Source organism: Exiguobacterium sp. RIT452, assembly GCF_003598705.1.
Taxonomy (GTDB): Bacteria; Bacillota; Bacilli; order Exiguobacteriales; family Exiguobacteriaceae; genus Exiguobacterium_A; species Exiguobacterium_A undae.
In genome coordinates this window covers 189973-213873 of record NZ_QXJB01000005.1, presented here as the reverse complement: position 1 = coordinate 213873, position 23901 = coordinate 189973, and the positions used below count along the sequence as shown (strand labels likewise).

Genomic DNA, 23901 nt, shown 5'->3' with positions numbered 1-23901 from the left:
GTCCTTTTTTTGTTGCATCTGAATCACTGGGTGTCGCGCCCGATCATCAGATGTTTGAATTTCTCATTTGTCGTGTTGAAACGATGAAGCATCGCTCCATGCTGTTTGATCTGTTGCTGAACGAAACGTACGGCAACAGCCTCGCCTTGATACTTTTCGCCCGCGCGTGCGAGCGTCGCCTCGAAGTCCTCCCACAGCACTTCGACCCATGTCAACGCTTCGAGCGGTGTCAGCGTCTCATTGACAAGTTGCAGTTCATTTGCCAGTCCTTGTAATGCTTCTGAACGGTTCTGATCCATCATCATTCCTCCTCTTCTTGAATCAATGCCAGTGGAATCGCCACTTCATTGACCGTCCCTTCAAAATGTCCCCATCCCATGACACCGTTGACGAAATGCAACTCGAATCGCGCTTCTTCCCCGTCGATCCAGTAAAAGCGTCCCGTCTCGAACCGGCTGGCATCAACGAGATAACTTTGGGCAATCGCAATCTTTCGAATGATGACTTCCACTTCACTCATGTTGCCGTGTTGCTCCGCTTTTCGTTTTTGTTCATTCAACTTCGTCACGAGCATCTCTAATTCATACTTCGACAGTTGACTCATTCGTGTATCCATCAAAAAACTCCCCCTCTTCGTCATTAGTATATACGAAAAGAGGGAGGAGAATCATAGGGTTAGCTTGATTTCAGTTCGAGATTCCGTTTGCTTTGCAAGGCATACATTTTGGCGTAGATGTTTTGTTTTGCGAGCAACTCTTCGTGTGTACCACGTTCAGCAATCCGTCCTTGGTCAAGAACAATGATTTCATCCGCGTCTTTAATCGTCGACAAGCGGTGGGCGATGATGAATGTCGTCCGCCCTTTCGTCAACGTCAACAACGCTTCTTGAATCATTGCTTCCGTCTCGGAGTCGACACTCGCCGTTGCTTCATCGAGCACCAAGATGGCCGGATCAAAGGCCAGTGCCCGGGCAAAACTGATCAACTGCCGTTCCCCTGCAGATAAGGTCGCCCCTTTTTCGATGACCGGTTCATCCAGTCCTTTCGGGAGCCGGTCAATGAATCGATCCGCGCCCACTGCAATGATGGCTTCACGGATACGCTCTTCCGAAATGGCCGGATTTCCAAGCGTGATGTTCGACCGAATCGTTCCCGTGAATAAAAACGGATCTTGCAAGACGATCCCCATATGATCCCGAACCGCCTGCTTCGGGAGTTTCGTGACATCTTGTCCGTCAATCAACAACTGTCCGGAGGACGGATCATAAAAACGCATCAATAAGTTCATGATCGAACTTTTTCCGCTGCCCGTATGACCAACGAGGGCAACCGTCGCCCCCGGACGCGCATCAATTTCAATGTCTTGCAACACAGGATGACCCGGATCGTAACTGAATCCGACCTGCTTGAACTCGACACGTCCCGCAAAACGAGCAAGGCGTCCTTTTTCAACGTCTTCTCCTTGCTCATCCAGCAACTGGAACATCCGGTCTGCGGAAACGAGTGCCTGCTGCAATGGAGACAACTGGTTCATGATTTGAGTGACCGGTTCGAAGAGACGTGAGACATAGTCGATATAAGCGTATAAAATACCGAGCGATAAAAACGTCCCGTCAGTCAAACTCTTTCCGGCGACAACCCAAATCAGCAAAGCGAGTGTCAGGTTTTTCAAGAAATACGACAAGTTATGCGACATCAAGGCATCGAGCCGTAATAACTTCGAACGGGTCTGATAATTCTCTTCGTTTTTCTGTTCGAATTCTGCCAACACTTCTTTTTCCCGCGCATAGGCTTGAATGATCGGCATCGTTTGAATGTTTTCATTCAACTGACCGTTCATGTCGGCGACAAGTGACCGGACCTTAAAGTTGTTTTCCGTCGCCAATTTTTGAAACAGCTGAATCCAGAAATAGACGATCGGGATGATCAGGAGCGAGACCAGTCCCAAACGGATATCGAGGAAAAACATCGCTACTAAAATTCCGGCCATCGTGATCAATCCGGAAAAGACCCGCGCCAACACCCCTAGATATAAATCACGAATCGTTTCCGTATCATTCGTCACCCGACTGACGATTTTCCCGATCGGTGTTTGGTCAAAGTAGCGGACCGGCAACCGTTGTAAATGGGAAAAGACATCAAGACGCATCCGTTTGACGATTTTATGCGCCGACCGCTGAAGCAAGATTTGTTGAACCCAGTTCAGCCCCGCTGCAATCAACAGCAAGACGATATAAAGGAGCGACAACCAACCGACCGCTTTTAAGTCGGAGGCGTAAAAGTCATAGACTTGCCCTTGCGTCAGCTTTTCGACATCCGAATAACGGAATGTCTCGTCGCCGCGTGTGATGGTCAACGTTCCATCAGTTACGTTCCGTTCTCCGCCACTGACGACTTGCTCCGGAACAAAATAGTATCCTTCTTTCGATTGGACAATCGAAATCGGTTGAATGATGGCGGACGCAGATACGTCTTTCGTCTTCGCGAACTCTCGTCCTGCGTATTCCACCGTTCCGCCCGACTCCACTTCTACCCAGTCCTTTTCAATCGCGACGATATGCTCGTCAATGATGACTTTCGCGATGTACGGACCGGTCAATTCTGCTCCAACCGCCAGAATCAATAAAAACAATCCCAGAAAGATGGCTCGTTTCTCATACATCGCATAGCGGACAAGTGAACGAATCGTCGTTTTCCGACGAACAGGATCCAGTAGATACAACTCTTCTTCATTCATGTTTGACACCTCCTACCTTACGTTTCTTCACTTTGACGTTCAAATTGCTCGGCATACCAGCCCTGGCGTTCCATCAACTCTTCATGCGTTCCGCGTTCCGTCACTTGACCGTCTTGGAGGACAAGGATTTCGTCCGCATGGGCAACAGCGGACAACCGGTGGGCGACGATCAACGTCGTGGACTGCTCACGATTGGTGCGAATCGCTTCGATGATATGTGATTCGGTTTTCGCATCTACAGCGGACAAGGAGTCGTCGAGCAATAACAATTTCGGTTTCTTCAACATCGCCCGAGCAATCGAAAGCCGTTGTTTTTGTCCACCGGATAACGTGACACCACGTTCGCCGACCAACGTCTCAAGACCTTGATCGAGCATCGTGACATCTGTCGTAAACGAAGCGAGGCGAATTGCTTCTTGCAATTCCGCTTCCGTTGCCGTTCCGGCACCAAACAAGATGTTATCCCGGACAGTTTTCGAGAACAGTAAATGTTCCTGCGAGACATAACCCGTCCAGCCTCGGACTGTCTCAAGCGCCACATCTTCGTACGGCGTCCCGTTGACTTTCAACATGTCGCGTCCGACCGGATATTCGCGGAGGAACTGGCGTAGCAACGTCGTTTTTCCGGCCCCTGTCGGACCGACGATTCCGATCGTCTTCCCTTGTTCAATCGTTACGTCAACGCCGCGCAAGGCCGGTTGATCCGTTCCCGGATACGTAAATGTCAAATCCGATACTTCAATCGTTTCCGGAGTCGATACGTCGACAGTCGGTGTCGAGGTGATCAGCGGCTTAACGCGCATTGTCGCCTGCAGACGGTCAAGACTTGCCGTTCCACGCTGGATGACATTGATCAATTCCCCGAACGCATACATCGGCCAGATCAACATCCCGAGGTAAATATTGAAGGCAACAAGCTGTCCCAGCGTGATGTCGTTCGTAAAAACAAGGTACGTCCCGAACGATAAACCGATCAAATAACTGATACCGACTAATAATTTAATGATGGGCTCAAACAAGACATCAATTTTGGCGACATGCACGTTTTTATCAAACACATCAGTCGTCACGTCATCAAACTTTTTGACATCGATGTCTTCTTGGACAAAGGAACGGATGACGCGCAGACCAGAAATCGATTCCACGACTTGGTCATTCATCGTGCCGAATGCATCCTGCGCCGTCATGAAACGTCCGTGAATCTGACTTCCCAGCTTGTTCATCGCATAAGCAAGGATCGGCATCGGCAACAGCGCCGCCAGTGTCAATTTCCAATCAATGGCGACACCCATCACGACGAGCGTAATCGCCGTCATGTTCAACGAATCGACGAGTGTCAGGACACCAAACCCGGCTGTCCGTTCAACCGCCTTCAAGTCATTGGTCGCCAGCGCCATTAAATCTCCTGTTCGATTGCGCTGATAAAAGGTGGGTGTCAGTTTTAACAAGTGCGTGAAGAACTGACTGCGTAACGTGCGTTCCAGTAAAAAAGCCGTTCCGAATAATTTCGCAAGCCACAAATACGTCAAGATAAAGGACGCGATTGAAATCACGACAAGACCGACCACATACTGGATCAAGGTCGTCCGGTCCATTGAACCGGACCGTAATCCGTCAATGACTTTTCCGATCAGCCATGGTGGTGTCAAGTCGATGAAGCCGGTCACGATCAGTAACAACACGGCAACTAAATACGATTTTTTATGTTCCTTCAGAAACCAACTGAGTTGGCGAAATAATCGCACGATGGTTCCCCCCTTTGTCGTTCATAATGGTGTTATCTGGTTTCCAAGCACGCAAAAAAGGCAGACTGATTTCCGGAGCAGTCCGGGAATCAATCTGCCTTTCTAAAGACGATTTGAATCGACAATATGGTCTGCGTGCTCGGGAAACGGATTCCCTGTCAATCGCACACTGAATGAGTGTTTATACGAGTTCGAGAGTCTCCGCCATATTCAACTGTTGGATGGATGTGATAACAATTGGCTGTTTCATGTGACGGTTCCTCCTTTTCTTAATCTGTGCGTAGGATAGCATAATTGTCGAACAATTGTCAATTTTGTGTCCAGTTTTTAAAAATTGGTTTACCTTTCGTCAAATCCCATCTTCCTCTTCCTGTTTCACCTGCTCAATCGCTTCTGAGACAAGCGCATACGGGAAGCCTTTTCGGACAAGCGCCTGCTGTGTTTTTTGAATACGGGCGAACGGCTCCAGGTTCCGGTATTTCGGATAGTACTTCCGGGCTTGATACAGCGCAGCCGACTCTTCCGTTTCCGCTTCGACCTCTTCAAAAACAAGTTGTAACCCCTGTCGTGTGACTTCTGTTGAGAAGCCGCGTTGCATCAACGTTTGCTGCAATTTTTGTTTGAGTTCCCGAACCGATCTTCGCGCCAGTTCTTTTTGTTTTTGCCGCAGAAATTTCAGCACTTTTTCCAGTTCTTCTTCTTCCGTAAACTCCGTGAGTGCTTCGTCGATATACGACTTCGGAACCTTCAAGGCCTCGAGATCCCGGCGAATCTTTCCGGGACCTTGCGGCGTCGTCGCTTTTTTCGTTGCCGTGTATGCCAAGGCAAACTGTTGGTCATTCAGGTATTTTTGATCGGTCAACCGTTTGATGGCATGTTTCACCGCATGCTCCGGTGTTTCTTTTTCCATCAAATAGGCTTCGACTTCACTCGTCGCCCGCATCCGGTAAGACAAATGATTGAGGGATAAACGATAGGCTTTTTGCTGTTCTTCCGCCGTCAGGACTTCCTTGACGAAATCATCGTCTAGCTCTTTGTCACGCTGTAGATTATATTTGATTAAAATATCGACATCGACGGCAAAGGCGTATTCTTCCTTGCCCTCACGCTCAATATAGATATTAAAACGTTCCGTGTTTTTCTTTTGGGTTGAGATCCGTTTGATTTTCAAGTCTGTTCCTCCTTTTTCATTCTCTTTCTTCCACGATAACATGTTGAATGAGGTTTGAGTGAAATGGACAAACGGGAACATATGTACAAGTATTCATTTAGATAGAACGAGAGGATGACTTCAGCTATGAAAATCGCAATTACAGGCGGAACGGGAATGATCGGGCAGGCATTAACAAAACGTTTACTTAACGAAGGACATCAGATTAAAATTCTGACACGGTCACCGAAAGCCGCAACGGGATCCATTTCTTACGTGGAATGGTTGACAGACGGAGCAACACCTGAACACCAATTAAACGATGTCGATGCCTTCATCCACTTAGCCGGCGCCTCGATCAATGAAGGACGCTGGACGGAAGAGCGGAAACGCGTGATTCTTGAAAGTCGGATCGATTCGACAAAAGAACTTGTCCGGATCATTCAAGCACTCGATTCCAAGCCCGCTGTCGTCTTATCGGCTTCTGCCGTCGGGATTTACGGTCAGGATCGTCACCAAACATTTTCAGAAGAAACCGTGTTGCCTCCGACGGCAGACTTCCTCAGCCACGTCTGTGTCGCTTGGGAAAATCTTGCTGAACCGATTGCCGAACTCGGGATTCGTCTCGTCCATCCACGTATCGGTGTCGTCTTAAGTACCGACGGCGGTGCCTATCCGCTGATGCGACTCCCTTACAAACTGTTTGGCGGAGGAACGATGGGCGACGGTAAGCAATGGGTTTCTTGGGTCCACATCGATGATCTCGTTGAACTGTTCCTGTTTGCTTTGACGACTGATTCCGTCAGCGGACCGGTGAACATCACGGCACCTCATCCGGAGACGATGCGCCGTTTTGGTCAAACGATTGGTCAGGTGTTACATCGTCCCCACTGGTTACCTGCTCCACGCTTTGCGCTCGAGCTCGCACTTGGAGAAAAAAGTGTCATCGTGCTCGAAGGTGCACGTGTCATTCCTAAAAAAGCACTCGAAAACGGCTTCAAGTTTCGGTATGCTGAATTAAAGGATGCACTACAGAATCTTGAGAATACAAACTAATACAGGGGCTGACAAATGGTGGATGTTTTAATACGTAATGCACATATCTTCCCGATTACATCAGATAGTTTTTATGGGGATATCCGAATCAAAAACGGTAAAATTGATGAGATCAGTGAATTGCTTGACGCTAAAGAAGATGAACGGGTCATTGAAGCCGAAGGACGGTTCTTACTGCCTGGATTCATCGATGCCCATACGCATCTCGGTTTATACGATGAGGGAACCGGGACAGTCGGAAATGATGCCAATGAAACGATTTTCGCGATGACGCCCCATTTACGGGCCATCGACGGTGTGTATCCGCTCGATGAAGGATTCAAGGAAGCGATCGAACACGGGATCACGACGGTTCAAGTCATGCCGGGCAGTATGAACATCATCGGCGGCGTGACAAGTGTCATCAAGACACACGGTCGATTCATCGACGATATGATCCTCCGGAAATACGCCGGACTGAAAGTAGCGCTCGGTGAAAATCCAAAACGGGTCCATAGTGCAGGCCGTGCCGGTGAATTGACACGGATGGGTATCATGGGTATGTTGCGGGAAGCGTTTCTCGAAGTCAAGATGCAACGGACGGCAGATACGTTTGCCCACCGGATGATTGAACGGGTTCTCAAAAGAGAGATGCCGCTCCGTGTCCACGCACACCGTGCGGACGATATCTTATCAGCCATTCGCTTTGCGGAAGAGTTTGATCTGGATGTCCGGATCGAGCACTGTACAGAAGGTCATCTCGTCGCACAGGAGTTGCAACAATTGCCAATCGAACATGTCACGGTCGGTCCGACGTTTACCCGAAAGTCAAAAATCGAACTGAAGAACAAAACCTGGGAAACATACCGGGTCCTTCATGAACACGGGTTGGAGATTTCGATCACGACGGATCATCCGTATACACCCGTTCAGTACTTAAACTTATGTGCAGGACTGGCAGCACGCGAAGGTTTGCCGGTCGACATCGCCCTTCGCGCCATTACGATCAATCCGGCCCGTTCCATCGGTGTCGACGATCGAGTCGGCTCGATCGAACCGGGAAAAGATGCCGACCTCGTTCTCTGGAGTCACTTCCCGCTCGATTATCTGGCGAAGCCGCTCATGACGATGATCGACGGAAAAGTCATTTTTGAACATCCACACCTGACGTCCATGTCTTAAAAAAAGCCTTTGATTTTAACGGAAATCCGTTGAAATGCAAAGGCTTTTTTCTTTGTGAAAACCGTCCCTTTTTGTTTGCAGGAAATGTCTTGTTTTTGTATGTTTTTTCACAAAAATTATTTACTTGCTTTTTTAAAAAAAGAAGGTAATATTATCTTATCCGACAACTGAAGAAGGCATACCATGCGCGGTTCAAACGAGTCAGACAGGTAGCTTTCGACAATCATTCTAGCGGTCTTAAGAAGGAGGAATGGAAGTATGCTCAAGCAACGGGAGCTGAGCGACTGCGCTGATTTGTTCGAACTGATGCAGCATCAAGACGTATATCCGTACGTCCGCCAAAAAACACGGTACTTTGATGAATTTCTGTTTACTACAAAGCAGGCAATCGAAGAGGAAGAGCGCGGAGAACTGGTCTCCCGCACGATCCTAGACGAATTTGACCAACCAATCGGTACAATCAGTTTACTCGATATCGAAGGACAGTATGGGTTTCTCGGTACATGGTTAGGTAAACCGTATCATGGGAAAGGGTACAACAATCTCGCAAAGGAAGCCTTTTTTGCGGAATTATTTTTTGACCTCGAATTCGAAAGTGTCTTCATGAAAATCCGCAAGACCAACATCCGTTCTCAAAAAGCAGCGGAAAAGTTGCCGTACGCCTTTTGTGCGGATGAATTGCGCCCAACCTTACTCGAACAGTTGAACACGGGAGAAACCCAGTTCACCCTGTATGAAGTCTCGAAATCAAGTTTTCAAATGTATATCCACGGACGCGAATTCGAAACCGTCTACGAACAACAACTCGAAGCATGAGAGGACCTGTCCTCTTGTGCTTTTTTACTGTTCGTTGATGCGGAACGAAACCTTCAAATGGTATGATGATAAGGAAAATTCATCTTTTGGAAGAGGATGCAACGTCTTCCTATATGAAATGGAGCGATTACTGATGCCGGAACAATCCTTTAAAATACTGGTTGTAGACGATGAAGCACAAATGCGTGACCTGCTTGTCTCAAACCTTCAAAAAGAAAACTACCACACGACGACCGCTTCAAACGGTCAAGAAGCCCTTGACCAAATGCAGCAAGATACGTTTCATCTTGTGTTACTCGATGTCATGATGCCGGAAATGGACGGACTAACCGCTTGTATGCGGATCCGTGAATTTTCGAATGTCCCGATCATCATGCTGACGGCACGCTCCGACGAACTCGACCGGATTCACGGTTTAAAAATCGGAGCTGACGATTACATCACCAAACCGTTCAGTCCACGGGAATTATTGGCACGGATCGAAGCGACCCTGCGCCGCTCACATCGTTTTACGGTCGATCAATCGGCCACGTTGACGATTGGGAAACTTGAGCTGGATACGGAAAGCCGGAGTGTCCATGTCAGCGGAAAACCCATCAGTTTGACGCGAAAGGAATTTGATTTGCTCCACTTGTTTGTCCAAAACAACGACAAAGTTTTTTCGCGTGAACAACTGCTCGACCAAATCTGGGGTGCGGATTATATCGGAAACCTTCGGACAGTCGATACCCACATCAAAACACTCCGCCTCAAGCTCGGTGAGGCTGGTGGCTCGATTCAGACCGTCTGGGGTATCGGGTATAAGTTTGAGGAAGTATGATTAAACGCTATACCATCCGTCGCCGGATTTGGATTACGATTTGGTTTACAAGCGTGTTCTCAGCCATTTTGTTCGTGTTGCTGACATTTTACTTGTATGACCGCTTTTATTTACAAACGCAAGAAGATCTCCTGCTGAACCGCGGGGAAAAATTGATCAACATCTATGAATCGGAAGGCTTGTCCGGCGCCTTTTACGATGGCATGACTTATACGAACGAATTGACCGAATCGAAAGTTTTTTTCATCGACTTTCTGAAGAAAAATCCGGCCGGTCTGCGGTTCTTGACGAATGCGGATATTGAACAGTTGCGTAACGGTGAAACGGTCGTCTCAAGCCGGACGCATCCGATTGAAGGCTCGGATATTCTCATGACAGGTTTTCCGATCATCGAAAATAACCGTCTTGTCGGAACACTGATTCTGTATCTTGAGCTGGGTCAAATCAGTGAACCGTTCCGTCCGCTCCGCTTGATGATTTTCTTCATGATCGGCTTAATTGTCCTCAATCTCGTCATCTTTGGACGCCAGATCATCGATACGATCATCCGCCCGCTGATTGATATGAAACGGGCTTCGACGGTGTATGCACAAGGTGATTTTGATTACCGGATTCCGATTCAATCCGACGATGAAATCGGCGAACTGGCGGAAACGTTAAACAAGATGGCGGAATCGCTCGGCGAAGTGGATGAACAACGCAAAGAATTCTTGGCCAATGTCAGCCATGAATTACGGACCCCCCTCTCCTACATCCGGGGCTATACCGAAATGATGCAAGATCAAGCACTCGATGACAAAACGCGTGATCAGTATTATCAAATCATCGAACGGGAAACGGAACGCCTGCAACGGCTCGTCAATGATTTACTGGACTTGGCTCAACTGGAACGGGATTCTTATCCGATGACGAAACAGCCGCTCGTCTTCAGTCAAGTGCTTGAAGATGTCGTCTACCGTATGGAACCGATCGCTAAAACAAAAGGTGTGTCGATCATCACGGATTTTGATCCAAGTCAGATTGTTCTCGGAGATAATGACCGACTGGAACAAGTCATCGGAAATATTTTAGATAATGCCTTACGATATACACCGGCTTCCAAAAACATCTATCTCTCGACCAAAACGGACGATGAACGGACGGTCTGCACGATTCGGGACGAAGGAGAAGGCATTCCACCCGAACATCTGGAACGGTTGACGAAACGGTTTTACCGGGTCGATAAATCCCGTACCCGCAAAGACGGTGGAACCGGTCTCGGTCTCGCCATCACAAAACATATCATCGATCGGCATGACGGAACCATTTCCTTTGAATCGGCGCTCAGTGAAGGAACGACGGTCCGAATCATATTACCGTTGCTGCCGGACGAAGAAGATGGATTCGCTTGACCAAACCGGTTGATTACCGCCGGTTTGGTCTTTTGATTTTCTCAGAAAGGACGTTTTACTATCGAAGCAACATTTTTTCATTGGTTGGAGCAAGCCGGTACATTTGCTGTGGCGATCAGTCTGTTGGTCAGCATACTCGTTAGTTTATTTGGTGTGTTGCCCAGTGCTTTCATCACTGCCGCCAATCTGCTTTATTTTGGCTTTTGGGAAGGGCTCTTGTTGTCCTTTCTCGGCGAGGCTTTGGGTGCCGGGATCGCGTTTTACGTTTACCGCCGGGGTTTCCGGCAGATCGAGCCGCTGATTCGGTCACCCCTTGTCTTGAAATGGCTCGGGAAATTGACGAAACAAACGGGATGGGACGCCTTTTGGTCAATCCTCTTTTTACGGCTGCTGCCGTTTGCCCCGTCCGGACTGGTCACCTTCTTGAGTGCAACCAGCGGTGTCTCGGCGCTCGTGTTTTTGAGCGCCAGTACGATCGGGAAAGTACCAGCCCTTCTACTCGAGGCATTTGCCGTCAATGAATTGATTCAGCGGGACTCACCCATTCCTTGGCTGATTGCCGGCCTGTTCCTGATCTGCTATCTGTTCTATTGGCGGAAGAAGCGACGGCAACAATCAGGGGTTAACGATTGATGCAACCGTTTTCTTCGTTTAGTGTAGAGAAGTACACAAAGGAGGAAAAGAGCATGGAATTACGTTCATTTGGTCAGACCGATATTCAAGTCTCCCCGCTCGGCTTTGGTGCCGGTCACATCGGTTCCGACGCTTTATCGGATCAGGAAGCAAGCCGGGTCTTGCACCAAGCCTTGGACCTGGGCATCCGCCTGTTTGATACGGCGCGCGGCTACGGCTTATCCGAGAAACGACTCGGTCACTTCTTAAAACAACGTCGCCATGACGTCGTCCTGTCGACGAAGGTCGGATACGATGTACCCGGTGCGAAGGATTGGACCTTTCAAGCTGTCGCCGGCGGAATCGATCAAGCACTCTTGACGATGCAGACGGACTTCATCGATATTGTCCACCTTCACTCTTGCAGCAAGGAAATACTCGCGCAAGACGACGTCATCGAGGCGCTGGAACGGGCAAAACAGGCGGGAAAAGTCCGGCTGATTGCTTATTCAGGCGATCGAGATGACTTGGATTACGCCGTTAAAACCGGACGCTTCGACAGTTTTCAAACGTCGGTCAACCTTTACGATCAACGGGTATTGGCTGATGCCGTACCGGAGATTCACCGGCAACAAAAAGGAATCATCGCTAAACGACCGATTGCCAACGCCCCTTGGCGGTTTGACACACGACCGGTCGGACAATATGTCGAGCCTTACTGGGAGCGGGCAGAGCAACTTGACTTCCCGCTTGAGGAATCGTCCTGGCTTGAGACAGCTCTTCGTTTTACAGTCTTTGAGCCTGGAATCACGAGTGCCATCATCGGCACGGCGAATCCGGAACATCTAATCCGTAACGTCCGTTTGCTCGAACAAGGTCCTTTGTCGACGGCACGTGTCGCGGATCTAAAACGCCGTTTTCAGGAACAAGATCAAAATTGGCTCCAACAAACCTAAAAAAATGCCTCATTCCTTTTAAAGAGGAATGAGGCATTTTCATTAAAATTTCTTCTTTTTCTTTTTTTCCAAGACGACGATTGCTTCGACATGCGCCGTTTGAGGGAACATATCATACGGTTGAATGTAGCTGACTTTGTAGTCGGCTTTCATCAAATGATCACAATCCCGTGCCAGTGATTGTGGATTACACGAGACATAGATGATTTTTTTCGCTTTAGAAGAAATCATCGCATTTAATAACTGTGTGTCACATCCGGCACGTGGTGGATCGACGATGAAGACATCAGGTACCCATCCCTCTTTTACCCAACGTGGAATCCAGGCTTCTGCTTTCCCGACCACATAATGGGCATGATTAAAACCATACTGTTTCATATGGGCTGTCGCATCTTCGACGGCTTCTTCGACGATTTCCATTCCACGGACTTCTTTTGCTCCGCTCGCCACCCAAAGACCAATCGATCCAACACCCGCGTATGCATCAACAACACGTTCTTCACCCGTCAAGGCAGCTGCTTTCACGACTTCTCCATACATCCGCTCCGCTTGTTCCGGGTTTAACTGGAAGAACGCCCGTGGTGACAGTTGATATGTGAATTCACCCATCTGTTCCTCAATCCGTTCCACGCCGCGGAGGATTTCTGTTTGTTCCCCAAACACGCGTGATGTTAATTTATCGTTGATGTTCAAGGCGACTGAGATGACACCGGGAATGTCATAGATATCACGGGACAATCCTTCAAGATCCTTGAATCCGTCCTTGAACGCCACTAAGACCACTTGAATTTCACCTGTTTTGATTCCCGTCCGCACGACGATGTTACGGATGACACCATCTTGTTTGGATGAACTGTAAACCGGTACATTGTAGTCGTTCAACAATTGCGTGACCGCATTGTTGACACGTAACGTCTCTTTGTTTTGCACTACACACTCATCAATCGCCACTAAACGGTTTGAGTTTGCGGAGTACAGACCACTGACGATTTGGTTGCCTTCTTTTCCGACGGCGAATTGTGACTTGTTACGGTATTCCCATTCTGTCGTACCGATCGTCTTACGGATATCCGCCTTTTCAACATTAAGTTTCGTTGATTTTGTAAAGGCGTTCCGTAACATCTCTTCTTTGTACCGGAGTTGTCCTTCGTAGCTCATGTGCTGAAGCTGACATCCCCCGCATTGGCTGTAGATCGGACATAACGGCGTCACACGATCCGGTGAACGGACATCCCGTTTGAGGATTTTAGCATTGGCAAAGTTATTATGAATTTCTGTAATTTCGATTTGAGCGGTTTCACCGACAAGCAGACCTGGTATAAAGACGATTTGTCGTTCCAGTGTTGCAATCCCTTCACCGTTAATCCCCATGCGTAAGCAAGTCACGGAACGTGTTTCGCCTACCTGTAATTTAATTTTTGTTGTCATCTGATCCATCCTTTCCATGATCCAAATCAAAAAGCGGTCTTTACGAACCGCTTTCTGATTCCTCATGTTCCTTCATATCTTTTGCATAACGAAGCACCTTGGCTTTCAACTGATCCAAGGAAGCGGCTAAACGTTCCAAGTCCTCAATATCTGATGTTTCATCCAATGAATCAATCGTATGGCATAAAAGCTGCATTCTTGATTTTAGCACATTCATCTGCCCAAGTTTATCAGTTCTTGCTTTTCCCATTATTCTGACTTCCCTTCTTCTTCTTTCTTCCATCGTTCATTTAGCATACGATACATAATGGAGCACTAAAAGGAGGAATATGATCATGTCATTAAAATCACCCATCACCATCGAGAACGATCCGTGGGAAGCATACCGCGATATCGAACAGTACGGGCACTCCAGACTGACCAATATCGAAGTCACGACCACGACCCTTTGTAATATGCGCTGTGAACACTGCGCCGTCGGATACATGTTATCGAACAGCGAAACACCTACCATTCCCGTCGAACTCCTCATCAAAAGACTGGATGAGATCGAACATCTCCGCGCCTTCTCGATTACAGGCGGGGAACCGATGCTGTCGATGAAATCGGTTAAGGAATACGTTGTCCCTCTACTTAAGTATGCCCACGAACGCGGGGCTAAAACCCAAATCAACTCAAATTTAACACTTCCCCTCTCACGATATGAATTGATCATCCCTTATCTGGATGTTTTGCATATCTCACATAACTGGGGAACAGCCGATGACTTCATCGATGGTGGTTTCGCCATGATGGAGCGTAAACCCTCTCGTGAAGCCCGGACAAAACTGTTTGAACAGATGAAAGAAAATGCACGAATCCTGAACGCGCGTGGTGTCCTCGTCTCCGCCGAAACGATGATCAACAAGCGGACGTTACCGCACCTCGAAGCCATTCATCAGGAAATCGTCGACATGGGTTGTGTCCGGCATGAAGTGCACCCGATGTACCCGGCAGATTTCGCGTCGATGATCGAAGCCGCCAGTCTCGATGAAATCCGTGACGGCATCCACCGTCTACTGGATGCCCGTGACAAAAACGTCTGGATGCTGTTTGGAACACTGCCGTTTTATGCCTGCTCCATGAAAGAAGAAGATTTAACGCTCCATCGCCGTCTTCAAAGCGAAACGAACGTCTCCGTCCGAAACGATCCCGACGGTCGTTCGCGGCTTAACGTCAACATCTTCGACGGAGAAATCATCGTCACGGACTTTGGAGACGAACTCGCCTCACTCGGAACGATTCATGAGACATCCTTTAATGATGCCTACGCGATGTGGCGCCAAACGGAACTGAATCAAAGCTTGTCCTGTCACTGTCCGGCCGTTCAATGCCTCGGTCCAAACGCCCTTGTCAAAAATGCGTATTATCCGGAAGTAGACTTCCTCAAACAATCCAGCCGCCTCTGATCAGGTTTGAGTCTCTTTGAAAACGGGAAAAGTCTGTCACAAAGTTGACACACTTTCCTTGTTCGAAGGGGGTTTCAAAAATGGAATGGCTCGTTGGGATTGTTGCGATTATTGGAATGTTCAGCATGGTACTCGGAATCATGATGATCGGCATTCGTGCGTCTCACAGTATTGAACACGACGAAGTGTTCGATCAAACGGATTGGGACGAACATCTCTTGCATATGCCACGTCCGACACGGTTCGAACAAAAAGATCAATAAAATGAACATGCCCCGGTGTACAGAGGTACATCTGGGGCATGTTATGCTTAATAAAAAAGAAAGGCAGTTGTTTGTTGTGTCACGTCGTTTTGCTCTGATTCTTTCAATCGTCTTCATTTCCGGTTTTACCCAAGGACTACTCATCCCGTTGCTTTCAATTTTGCTTGAACGTCAAGGAACACCCGCTTACATAAATGGATTAAGTGCTGCTGTTCTCTACATCGGTGTCATCGTCGCCGCGCCATTGATGGAAAAGCCGTTGCGTCGTCACGGTTACGTCCCGGTCATTTCCTTCGGACTGGTGCTAGTCGCTGTCGCCGTCTTTGCTTTTCCCCTGATTCCAAGTGTCCTTGCTTGGATGGTGTTACGGTTCGTCGTTGGTTTTGGTGACCAGACGCTTCATTACGGATCACAGGTCTGGATCACTTCAATCACACCAAATGACAGACTCGGACGCACGATGTCCTTGTACGGGATGGCATTCGGACTCGGTTTCGCCCTTGGTCCGCTCGCTGCACCGCTTGTTGATGTCATCGACTGGCTTCCTTTCGTCTTGACAGGGACATTGACTGTGCTCGTTTTGATTTTCTTGCGGCAAATGCCGAATGAGAAACCATCCGATATCATGCCGGAAGAACTCCAATCTGCCGCATCTCGCTACCGGCTCGTCTTGACGAGTGCCTGGTTTACATTATTGCCGGGATTCACGTACGGCTTTTTGGAAGCAACGTTAAATGCAAGTTTCCCTGTTTTTGCGACACGAAACGGCTACGAACTATCACAGACGAGTACGTTAATTACGACTTTCGTCGTCAGCTCTTTATTGATGCAGCTGCCGCTCGGTCGATTGGCGGATCACTTCGGAAAACGGAACACGCTGATCACCGTCCTCAGTATTGGAAGCGTCGCTTTTTTAATTGCCTGTTTTCTGTTTCAAAGTTACGGCGCCTTGTTCACGATTTTTGCGATTAGCGGAATGGCCCTCGGATCGACCTATTCGCTTGGCGTCGCTTATATGACGGAACAACTTCCGAATCATTTACTGCCGACCGGGAACTTGCTTGCCGGCATCTCCTTCAGTCTCGGATCGATACTTGGACCGATTTCAGGGAGTCTGTTCGTCGCGTTACCCCCAAGCTTTTATTTCAGCTTATTTGTACTGGTTCTCGCGACTCTCGCCTACCTTCTGTTTCGTTCTAAGCCGGTGTTACCTTAACTACAGACAAAGACGGTCGTTCCTTATCGTGGAACGACCGTCTTTGTCTTTTTCCGTCTACGGATCACGTTGAAACCGTACGTTTATTTTACGATTCCGACCTGCCGAAAACTATGCCAGAGCTTATCGTCGATTGCATAGGGTTGTTCTTTTGCACGCTTCAACTCTTCTGTTTCCAGCAAGACGACGACCTCTCGACCGTTGATTGACCAAACTGAATCGTACCCTCTTTCTGCCTCAACGATTTCCACATCGACGTCCCCATGTGTTTCCTTTAATTGTTGACTGACACAGGTAACGACGAACCGAGCAAACTCATCGCGTGGACGACGATTGGCAATGATCTTTCGAACGATCTCATTCCGTTCCACTTCTCTCATCTCCTCTCGTTTTTTGGTTGCACTAGCCTTTTTGGCAAGGCCGAATCGGTGGTTTATGACCGTACAGAAAAAGCCGAACAAGTCGGCTTAAGCAACAAACGATTAAAAATAACAGATTGATTGAGACTATTTTTGCATGATTCAGAATCTTCGTCAACTCCGCTTTTGAAACCAAACCGGAAGATAAGTCGAAACCAAAATACCGGCGACGACAAACAATAAACCGATGAACGCCTGCGGTGGAATCGATTCACCGAGAATCAGCGCCGACAACGTCACGCCGAAAATCGGGACAAAAAACATGAACAAAGAAACACGACTGACAGGATTATATTTCATCAGCAAGTTCCACAATGTGAAACCGGTCGCTGACAAAAATGCCAAATACAGCAGCATCCATGCCGACGTACTCGTGAAGGTAAACGGGAACCACTCCCCGTTCATTACCGCACCGACGATGAATAAGCCAATTGATCCAATGACCATCGCCCAACCGGTCATCGGCGCGACCGGATAACTCGCTGAATATTCCTTTGCGACCAAATTCCCGAAAGCACCGGAAATCATCGCTAAAATCAGTAAAATCTCTCCGACGCCAAACGTTACACCGGCTGACCCTTGCGGCCAGTTCGCCAGGATGACCCCTGTGAACCCTAAAAACAAAGCCAGGCCCTTAAATCGATTCAACCGGTCATCTTCATAACGGAAATGTGCGAGCAACATTTGAAAGAAGGAAGTCGATCCTGCGATGATCGATCCCTGCACCCCCGTCGACAATGAAAGGCCGATATAGAAGAAGACATATTGAAGAAAGGTCAGGAAAAAACCCAGACGGCTGTAAGCAAGCGTCCGATTTTTTAACGTGATCGGTTGTTTAAACACCAACACACTGACAATCAGCAATAGGACACCGGCTAAAAAGAAGCGGTAACTCGCAAACAAGAGTTGCTCCCCATATTCTGTCGAGGCGATTGCGAGCAAGTCATAACTTTTTTTAATGAAGGGAAAGGCACTTCCCCAGAGGAAGGTCGTCACTAATGCGAGGGCAACCATACCAAATCGATCGGTCAATATTTTTTTCATTTTTGCTGTTTCCTTTCCTGTTCCTTTTTGCTTGGGCATGGTATAGTTAGTCTACAGATAATAATTATTATAATCTAGCGACAATGAAACTCATTATCATTGATGAGGAAACGTTGGTAATAAACATTCTCATTGTTTTGATATAGTGATTTCATTTCTCATTTAGAACTTGAAAGGAGTTTTTATATGACTACCTCTACTACTACCGATATCCAGCAACGATCTGCTGTTCGTCATGCTTGGGAAGAACATCACGAATTGATTTTAGCACTCTTTAGCGGAATATTGATTTTAATTGCTTACACCCTCGAAAAAGTAAGTGTACCCGCTGCAGCGTATGTCACGCTTTATCTTTCCGCTTACGTCATCGGCGGATATGCGAAAGCAAAAGAAGGATTAACCGAAACCTATCAGGATAAAACGCTGAACGTCGAATTGTTGATGATTTTAGCCGCGATTGGGGCAGCGGCCATCGGTTACTGGATGGAAGGCGCAATCTTAATTTTCATCTTCGCCCTGTCCGGCGCCCTCGAGACTTACACAATGAACAAAAATGAACGTGCTCTTCAAAGTTTGATGTCCTTGCAACCGGAAGAAGCAACCCGGTTAAATGCCGACGGGAAACTCGAAGTGGTTGGCCTTGAACAGTTGTCGATCGGAAATATCGTCTACGTTCGTCCGGGTGAACGCATTCCGGTCGACGGCACGATCATCCGCGGTCAAGCCGCGATTGAAGAAGCCTCGATCACCGGTGAATCCATTCCGGTTGAAAAACAAGCCGGTGATACGGTCTACAATTCAACGGTCAATATGAACGGTGTCTTGACGATTGAAATGACAAAAGCGGCTGATGAATCGTTGTTCCAAAAAATCATCCATATGGTACAAAATGCACAAAGCGAACAGTCACCCTCCGCCCAGTTCATTGAACGGTTCGAAAGTCGTTACGTCAAAATTGTCTTACTCGTCGTCGCGCTGATGATGGTCGTTCCCCACTATGTCGTCGGTTGGTCGTTTGAGACAAGCATCTACCGGGCAATGATTTTACTTGTCGTAGCTTCACCTTGTGCCCTTGTCGCTTCCATCACTCCAGCCGCCTTATCCGCCATCGCTGCTTCTGCCCGCAACGGTGTCTTGTTCAAAGGTGGGGCGCACATCGAGACGCTTGGTCAAGTCGATACAATCGTCTTTGATAAAACGGGGACACTCACGACAGGCAAACCGATCGTGACAGAAAGCCATTACGCTGACGGAATCGATTCCGTCACTTTAAAACAAGCCGTCGCATCGATTGAAGCCCAATCCAACCATCCATTGGCGCAAGCGATCGTGACCCATTTAAAAGCCGATGTCATTGAGCCTTCCGCCTTCAAGGACGTTACAGGGTTCGGGATTGAAGCGACCGTGTCCGGCATCACCTACCGGATCGGTAAATATGCCTTCCATGAAGGATTACATGATCCGTTTGCTTCCATGGAGCAGTCATTAAAAGAGCAAGGCAACACGATGGTCTACGTCAGCAACGGGGAATCAATCATCGCCCTGTATGCCTTACGGGATACGATTCGTCCGGAAGCGAAGGCAGCCATCACTTCCCTCAATTCACTCGGTATCACGACGATCATGTTGACGGGAGACAATCCGGTCACTGCCGCTGCCATCGCCAAAGAAGCCGGATTAAGCGATTACGTCGCAGAATGTCTGCCGGAAGATAAAGTCCGTTACATCAAGCAATATCAAACGGACGGAAAAACAGTCGCGATGGTTGGGGACGGCATCAATGATGCCCCTGCCTTGGCACTTGCTCACGTCGGAATTGCAATGGGTGAAGGAACAGATGCAGCACTCGAAACGGCAGACGTCGTGCTGATGAAAAACGATTTAGGCCGTTTAGCATACGCGGTCAATAAAGCACGCAAGATGAACCGTGTCGTCAAACAGAACATCACGCTTGCCATCAGTGTCATCCTCCTGTTGATCATCTCGAATTTTTCACAATTCCTGATCATGCCGTTTGCTGTCGTAGGTCATGAAGGATCGACGATTTTAGTCATCCTCAACGGATTACGACTTTTACAAAAAGATACACCGCTTCCACACGCCCCTGCTTCGTTTTCCAAACAAGCAGCGGCTTAATACAAAAAAGCATCCGCCATCGATAAACCGATGTCGGATGCTTTTTTGTGAGCAGTCGTTGAAGCGTCTCTTAACCAAACGTATTGGTCGGAATCGAATCCAGATCCGCTTGTTCTTTCAGACGTTTTTCTTCCATTTTTTTCGGATCCGCCTTTTTCATAAAACGTTCCCACGAAGCATTGAGCTCCGAACCCAGTAAGATGATCAATCCGGTAAAGTATAACCACAATAAGACGATGACGACACTACCAAGTGATCCGTACGTCTGATTGTAATTGGAGAAGTTCGATACGTAAAAACCAAAACCGACTGATAAGAGCTGCCAGACGATAACGCCAAACACGGCACCAGGAATCGCTTGTTTAAAGGTAATCGGTCGTTTAGGTGCGACCCGGTAAAAGATTGAGAGGATAAAAATCAACAAGATGGTTGAAATCGTATACCGTAACACGGTCAACAGGATTTTCTGTCCCATATCAATCGGGAGGACAAAATTGGCCAGATAACTGATGATCGGTCCGCCCAAAACGTTTAACACGATCAGTAACAACATCCCGATTCCGAGAATGATCGTTAACACCAAAGCAATTCCTCGCGCTGCGACAAATCCACGTGGTGAAAAATCTCCGTAAGCATGGTTTGCTGTCGTAATCAGACGATCTACCCCTTTAGAAGCCGACCAGATCGCAAGGATTGCCCCGATTGACAAGAGACCTCCCTGCGGTTCTTTGATTGCTTGGAAGATAACATCCGTAAAGGTGTTGACTGATCCACCCGGTGCCAGATCACGAATTTGTGATTCAAGCGTCTGCTGGTCAATATCAAAGAAAGATAATACCGAAATAACAAAAATAATGCCTGGAAAAATGGATAAGAACCAGTAGTATGCCAACGTACCCGCATAGTCCGTAATGTTGTGATCAGACATGCGTTGCTTCAAATTAAGTACTAAACCTTTAGTGTCCCGCGTATGCGCCATCGTCATCTCTCCTTCATAAAAAAGAGGCAGTCCAGGACCACCTCATTGTCTTAATATACTTTTTCCCTGTTTGTTTTAACTAAAACCTCAATTATCCTCCAGCTGGATATCGTAGAATCGTTCTGTCATGGCCGTCAATTCCCGGACAAGTGTTGCCGGTCGGACCGGTAAATCCGACAATTCCTTCCGGCTGATCCAGAGCGGCGTATAACCGGAAGAATCATCCTCGAACTCTTCACCTGTTCCGGTCCCGAATACGCCGCCTGTCATCTTCGCCCAGTAATACGGATTATCGAGTCCGTTGAACTTTACAACCGCCGCGATTCCTTCGAGTTGGACGTCTACTCCCAACTCTTCATGCGCTTCCCGAATCGCGGTTTCTTCGAGCGTCGCGCCCGTCTCTACCCCGCCACCCGGAAACACATAGTAGGTTTGACCGGGTTTATCCCGGCGAATCAAGGCGACTTCATCCGCTTCATTGATTAAGATAATGGCACTTCGTTGAATTGGCATTGCGTTGTCTCCCATCACATGATGATTTGAGGACTCAACGAATCGTCTCCAGCATTTCAGGAATCAATCCATTTTCCGTCGATGCGATGACTTGTGCGGCAACCTTCATACCGAGCTTCAAGGCGTCCTCTGCTTGTTTCGAGTCCGTCAGTTCGGAGAGTACAGCGGAAAAGAACGAATCCCCCGCACCTGTTGAGTCCACTACTTTCACTTTTTTTGTTCCGACATGGCCCGACGTCGCCGTGCGGCGGTCGACGTAAACGGCACCGAGTTCGCTCATCGTGACGACCGTAAACGGTGCTCCTTTTTTCGCCAGTTCGTTTGCAACATGAATCGCATCCTCGACCGTCACAATCGACAAGTCAGATAAGATTTCGGCTTCTTCCCGACTGCAGATGAATCCTGTGAATCCTTGCAGCAAGTGCCGGTTTCGTTCGATGACGCTGAGGTGACCACATACGCCGTACAGCGGTAATTCCATTTTGCGACAGAGATGAATCAAACGTTCGAGGACTGTAACGGATAAGTCCAAATCGATTGCCACCGCGTCTACCCCATCCAAGGCATAGACCGATTGACGAAGAATCGCTTCTTCCAACAACTTAGCATCTGGTTGCTTCGAAATCGATGTTTGCAGATCTCCTTCGTTATCCATTACCGCAAGCCACATGCCCATACCATGGTCTTCCAGCATTTCTACATGATCAACGTTTGCTCCGTATGATTTCAGTTCTTCGAGAACTCCTACACCAATCTGGTCGTTCGTAACCGTCGAGATAAAGCGAACATCATTTCCAAGGACAGCAAGATTCTGCGCCACATTCCGACCCGTACCACCGTTCGAAAAGCTGATGTCCCCGACGTTTTTGGCATCCTTATGCAAGGGAGCGAACGAAGTTCCTTTTATGTCGACGAATACTTTCCCGATTACCGCAATTTTATTCATTTCTGTTCCACCTCTAAAAAAATTTCATGAACCCTGATGCTGCATGAACGTTTCAGGCACATTGCTTCAATTATAGTAAAATTTCAAATGCGTTACAACCAATCGAATCAGACGATGAGCACGAAAAAAACCTCTTTCCGTTTCAGGAAAAAGGTTTTCAGAGTTTTCATTATAAGTTGGAAATCGTTAAGCTGATTGCAAGCAACAGACCAAAAATCGTATTGACCTTGCCCGTTTGCGCCATTCCCGGCATCAGTTCCTGCGGCGGTAAATCCCGCCAGAACAATTTCACGGCTTTGATCATCAACGGAATGCTTAAGAGAGCAAGCAATGCCCACCAGGTGACATTAAAAATCATCACTGCAGCCATCAAGGACAGAACCGCAGCAGCGAAAAAGCCAATCAAGACATAAACAGCTTTTTGATGACCGACAAGACACGCAATCGTTTTTCTTCCATTCACCTTGTCGTTATCCAAATCGCGGATGTTGTTTGCGAGTAAGATGGAACCGATCAAGATGGCGACCGGAATCGAGATGGCGACTGCTTCTGTCGGGACATAACCGATTTGCAGATAGGCGGAAATCGCAATGATGACATACCCCATGAAGAAACCGGCGACGACCTCCCCAAACGGCGTATAGGCAATCGGTAACGGTCCTCCCGTATAAATATAACCGACGAACATCGAAATGATGCCGATCAAGAGCAACCACCACGTGGTCTCCAGACAAAGATAAATACCGAGTAAGGCCGAGATGGCATAGAGCGACAAAGCGAATGCTAAAATCGTCCCCGGTTTAAATCCGTCCCGAACGATGGATCCTCCAATCCCGACTGACTCTTCCGTGTCGAGTCCACGTTTATAGTCATAATATTCATTAAATAAGTTCGTGGCAATCTGAATCAGCATCGACGCGATCAACATCGCAAAAAACAGATCCATCCGCAACGACTCGATTCGTGGTGCGACAATGGCTGTTCCGACAACGACAGGTACAAAACTCGCCGTCAGTGTATGCGGTCGTGTCATTCGCCAATATACAGCGATTGATTTATTCATATA

24 protein-coding genes are annotated in these 23901 nt (G+C 47.9%); 11 read left to right on the top strand and 13 right to left on the bottom strand.

The genetic code is table 11. From position 1 onward, the window contains the following. Window positions 1-23: 23 nt before the first annotated feature. The 5 genes from D3D03_RS12610 to D3D03_RS12590 all read right to left on the bottom strand — a co-directional run bounded on the left by D3D03_RS12610 (window position 24) and on the right by D3D03_RS12590 (window position 5652). Window positions 24-299, bottom strand: coding sequence for a YfhJ family protein (locus D3D03_RS12610; protein WP_026833782.1), 276 nt, complete (start codon window positions 297-299; stop codon window positions 24-26). 2 nt (window positions 300-301) lie between these two features. Next, entirely contained in the window at window positions 302-616 is a 315-nt protein-coding gene (locus D3D03_RS12605) for a DUF1811 family protein (RefSeq protein ID WP_119923747.1), read from the bottom strand. A gap of 59 nt (window positions 617-675) precedes the next feature. Continuing rightward, window positions 676-2736 (bottom strand): ABC transporter ATP-binding protein, encoded by a 2061-nt coding sequence (locus tag D3D03_RS12600; RefSeq protein WP_119923746.1) that lies wholly within the window; start codon window positions 2734-2736, stop codon window positions 676-678. 17 nt (window positions 2737-2753) lie between these two features. Next, window positions 2754-4481: an ABC transporter ATP-binding protein gene (locus D3D03_RS12595; RefSeq protein WP_119923745.1), complete on the bottom strand. Its 1728-nt coding sequence runs from the start codon at window positions 4479-4481 to the stop codon at window positions 2754-2756. Window positions 4482-4830: 349 nt separating this feature from the next. After that, the gene (locus tag D3D03_RS12590; RefSeq protein ID WP_119923744.1) at window positions 4831-5652 is read right to left on the bottom strand and encodes a RecX family transcriptional regulator; all 822 of its coding nucleotides are present in this window, start codon (window positions 5650-5652) and stop codon (window positions 4831-4833) included. Between the two features lie 126 nt (window positions 5653-5778). On the opposite strand from D3D03_RS12590, the gene D3D03_RS12585 reads away from it, so the two are divergent. The 7 genes from D3D03_RS12585 to D3D03_RS12555 all read left to right on the top strand — a co-directional run bounded on the left by D3D03_RS12585 (window position 5779) and on the right by D3D03_RS12555 (window position 12443). Continuing rightward, window positions 5779-6687, top strand: coding sequence for a TIGR01777 family oxidoreductase (locus D3D03_RS12585; RefSeq protein ID WP_119923743.1), 909 nt, complete (start codon window positions 5779-5781; stop codon window positions 6685-6687). A gap of 15 nt (window positions 6688-6702) precedes the next feature. Next, entirely contained in the window at window positions 6703-7848 is a 1146-nt protein-coding gene (locus D3D03_RS12580) for an amidohydrolase (RefSeq protein ID WP_119923742.1), read from the top strand. 258 nt (window positions 7849-8106) lie between these two features. Next, a complete protein-coding gene (locus D3D03_RS12575) occupies window positions 8107-8664 on the top strand; it encodes a GNAT family N-acetyltransferase (RefSeq protein ID WP_026829132.1) in 558 nt (185 codons plus the stop codon). 133 nt (window positions 8665-8797) lie between these two features. Then, on the top strand, window positions 8798-9484 hold the full coding sequence (locus D3D03_RS12570) for a response regulator transcription factor (protein WP_026833789.1): 687 nt from the start codon (window positions 8798-8800) through the stop codon (window positions 9482-9484). Continuing rightward, a complete protein-coding gene (locus D3D03_RS12565) occupies window positions 9481-10875 on the top strand; it encodes a sensor histidine kinase (RefSeq protein ID WP_119923741.1) in 1395 nt (464 codons plus the stop codon). The genes D3D03_RS12570 and D3D03_RS12565 overlap by 4 nt, the downstream gene beginning before the upstream one ends. Before the next feature lie 84 nt (window positions 10876-10959). Further along, the gene (locus D3D03_RS12560; RefSeq protein ID WP_035387667.1) at window positions 10960-11508 is read left to right on the top strand and encodes a TVP38/TMEM64 family protein; all 549 of its coding nucleotides are present in this window, start codon (window positions 10960-10962) and stop codon (window positions 11506-11508) included. 53 nt (window positions 11509-11561) lie between these two features. Next, window positions 11562-12443, top strand: a complete 882-nt coding sequence (locus D3D03_RS12555) for an aldo/keto reductase (protein ID WP_035387668.1) — start codon at window positions 11562-11564, stop codon at window positions 12441-12443. A 42-nt stretch (window positions 12444-12485) separates the two neighbouring features. Here D3D03_RS12555 and rlmD read toward each other — a convergent pair whose 3' ends face one another. Both rlmD and D3D03_RS12545 read right to left on the bottom strand, forming a co-directional pair. Next, complete coding sequence (gene rlmD, locus D3D03_RS12550; RefSeq protein WP_026833792.1) at window positions 12486-13871, bottom strand: 23S rRNA (uracil(1939)-C(5))-methyltransferase RlmD; 1386 nt, start codon at window positions 13869-13871, stop codon at window positions 12486-12488. Window positions 13872-13911: 40 nt separating this feature from the next. After that, complete coding sequence (locus D3D03_RS12545) at window positions 13912-14121, bottom strand: SE1561 family protein (protein WP_026833793.1); 210 nt, start codon at window positions 14119-14121, stop codon at window positions 13912-13914. Window positions 14122-14206: 85 nt separating this feature from the next. Here D3D03_RS12545 and yfkAB point away from each other — a divergent pair, with 85 nt between their 5' ends. The 3 genes from yfkAB to D3D03_RS12530 all read left to right on the top strand — a co-directional run bounded on the left by yfkAB (window position 14207) and on the right by D3D03_RS12530 (window position 16798). After that, complete coding sequence (gene yfkAB, locus D3D03_RS12540; RefSeq protein WP_026833794.1) at window positions 14207-15319, top strand: radical SAM/CxCxxxxC motif protein YfkAB; 1113 nt, start codon at window positions 14207-14209, stop codon at window positions 15317-15319. Between the two features lie 80 nt (window positions 15320-15399). Next, window positions 15400-15582 (top strand): hypothetical protein, encoded by a 183-nt coding sequence (locus D3D03_RS12535; protein WP_026833795.1) that lies wholly within the window; start codon window positions 15400-15402, stop codon window positions 15580-15582. Between the two features lies 1 nt (window position 15583). Then, window positions 15584-16798, top strand: coding sequence for an MFS transporter (locus D3D03_RS12530; protein ID WP_369877628.1), 1215 nt, complete (start codon window positions 15584-15586; stop codon window positions 16796-16798). Between the two features lie 83 nt (window positions 16799-16881). On the opposite strand, the gene D3D03_RS12525 is transcribed toward D3D03_RS12530, so the two are convergent. Continuing rightward, the gene (locus tag D3D03_RS12525) at window positions 16882-17178 is read right to left on the bottom strand and encodes a hypothetical protein (protein ID WP_233550704.1); all 297 of its coding nucleotides are present in this window, start codon (window positions 17176-17178) and stop codon (window positions 16882-16884) included. A 153-nt stretch (window positions 17179-17331) separates the two neighbouring features. Next, window positions 17332-18261 carry a DMT family transporter gene (locus tag D3D03_RS12520; protein WP_026833798.1) on the bottom strand — a complete coding sequence of 310 codons (930 nt, stop codon included), beginning with the start codon at window positions 18259-18261 and terminating at the stop codon, window positions 17332-17334. 186 nt (window positions 18262-18447) lie between these two features. Here D3D03_RS12520 and D3D03_RS12515 point away from each other — a divergent pair, with 186 nt between their 5' ends. After that, the gene (locus D3D03_RS12515; RefSeq protein ID WP_119923740.1) at window positions 18448-20397 is read left to right on the top strand and encodes a heavy metal translocating P-type ATPase; all 1950 of its coding nucleotides are present in this window, start codon (window positions 18448-18450) and stop codon (window positions 20395-20397) included. 70 nt (window positions 20398-20467) lie between these two features. Here D3D03_RS12515 and D3D03_RS12510 read toward each other — a convergent pair whose 3' ends face one another. From D3D03_RS12510 to D3D03_RS12495, 4 genes are all read right to left on the bottom strand, one after another. After that, a complete protein-coding gene (locus D3D03_RS12510) occupies window positions 20468-21376 on the bottom strand; it encodes a YihY/virulence factor BrkB family protein (RefSeq protein WP_028106890.1) in 909 nt (302 codons plus the stop codon). An 87-nt stretch (window positions 21377-21463) separates the two neighbouring features. After that, entirely contained in the window at window positions 21464-21889 is a 426-nt protein-coding gene (locus D3D03_RS12505) for an NUDIX hydrolase (RefSeq protein ID WP_026833801.1), read from the bottom strand. Window positions 21890-21923: 34 nt separating this feature from the next. Then, entirely contained in the window at window positions 21924-22835 is a 912-nt protein-coding gene (locus D3D03_RS12500; RefSeq protein WP_026833802.1) for a guanosine-inosine kinase, read from the bottom strand. A gap of 169 nt (window positions 22836-23004) precedes the next feature. After that, window positions 23005-23898: a 1,4-dihydroxy-2-naphthoate polyprenyltransferase gene (locus tag D3D03_RS12495; protein WP_119923739.1), complete on the bottom strand. Its 894-nt coding sequence runs from the start codon at window positions 23896-23898 to the stop codon at window positions 23005-23007. Between the last annotated feature and the right edge of the window lie 3 nt (window positions 23899-23901).

Coding starts and splice junctions, on each gene's coding strand:
- D3D03_RS12510 (WP_028106890.1), bottom strand. CDS start 21,376: ATGGCGCATACGCGGGACACTAAAGGTTTAGTACTTAATTTGAAGCAA.
- D3D03_RS12545 (WP_026833793.1), bottom strand. CDS start 14,121: ATGGGAAAAGCAAGAACTGATAAACTTGGGCAGATGAATGTGCTAAAA.
- D3D03_RS12495 (WP_119923739.1), bottom strand. CDS start 23,898: ATGAATAAATCAATCGCTGTATATTGGCGAATGACACGACCGCATACA.
- yfkAB (WP_026833794.1), top strand. CDS start 14,207: ATGTCATTAAAATCACCCATCACCATCGAGAACGATCCGTGGGAAGCA.
- D3D03_RS12575 (WP_026829132.1), top strand. CDS start 8,107: ATGCTCAAGCAACGGGAGCTGAGCGACTGCGCTGATTTGTTCGAACTG.
- D3D03_RS12525 (WP_233550704.1), bottom strand. CDS start 17,178: ATGAGAGAAGTGGAACGGAATGAGATCGTTCGAAAGATCATTGCCAAT.
- D3D03_RS12535 (WP_026833795.1), top strand. CDS start 15,400: ATGGAATGGCTCGTTGGGATTGTTGCGATTATTGGAATGTTCAGCATG.
- D3D03_RS12585 (WP_119923743.1), top strand. CDS start 5,779: ATGAAAATCGCAATTACAGGCGGAACGGGAATGATCGGGCAGGCATTA.
- D3D03_RS12580 (WP_119923742.1), top strand. CDS start 6,703: ATGGTGGATGTTTTAATACGTAATGCACATATCTTCCCGATTACATCA.
- D3D03_RS12600 (WP_119923746.1), bottom strand. CDS start 2,736: ATGAATGAAGAAGAGTTGTATCTACTGGATCCTGTTCGTCGGAAAACG.
- D3D03_RS12570 (WP_026833789.1), top strand. CDS start 8,798: ATGCCGGAACAATCCTTTAAAATACTGGTTGTAGACGATGAAGCACAA.
- D3D03_RS12520 (WP_026833798.1), bottom strand. CDS start 18,261: ATGAAAAAAATATTGACCGATCGATTTGGTATGGTTGCCCTCGCATTA.
- D3D03_RS12555 (WP_035387668.1), top strand. CDS start 11,562: ATGGAATTACGTTCATTTGGTCAGACCGATATTCAAGTCTCCCCGCTC.
- D3D03_RS12500 (WP_026833802.1), bottom strand. CDS start 22,835: ATGAATAAAATTGCGGTAATCGGGAAAGTATTCGTCGACATAAAAGGA.
- rlmD (WP_026833792.1), bottom strand. CDS start 13,871: ATGACAACAAAAATTAAATTACAGGTAGGCGAAACACGTTCCGTGACT.
- D3D03_RS12610 (WP_026833782.1), bottom strand. CDS start 299: ATGGATCAGAACCGTTCAGAAGCATTACAAGGACTGGCAAATGAACTG.
- D3D03_RS12530 (WP_369877628.1), top strand. CDS start 15,584: ATGAACATGCCCCGGTGTACAGAGGTACATCTGGGGCATGTTATGCTT.
- D3D03_RS12505 (WP_026833801.1), bottom strand. CDS start 21,889: ATGCCAATTCAACGAAGTGCCATTATCTTAATCAATGAAGCGGATGAA.
- D3D03_RS12605 (WP_119923747.1), bottom strand. CDS start 616: ATGGATACACGAATGAGTCAACTGTCGAAGTATGAATTAGAGATGCTC.
- D3D03_RS12515 (WP_119923740.1), top strand. CDS start 18,448: ATGACTACCTCTACTACTACCGATATCCAGCAACGATCTGCTGTTCGT.
- D3D03_RS12565 (WP_119923741.1), top strand. CDS start 9,481: ATGATTAAACGCTATACCATCCGTCGCCGGATTTGGATTACGATTTGG.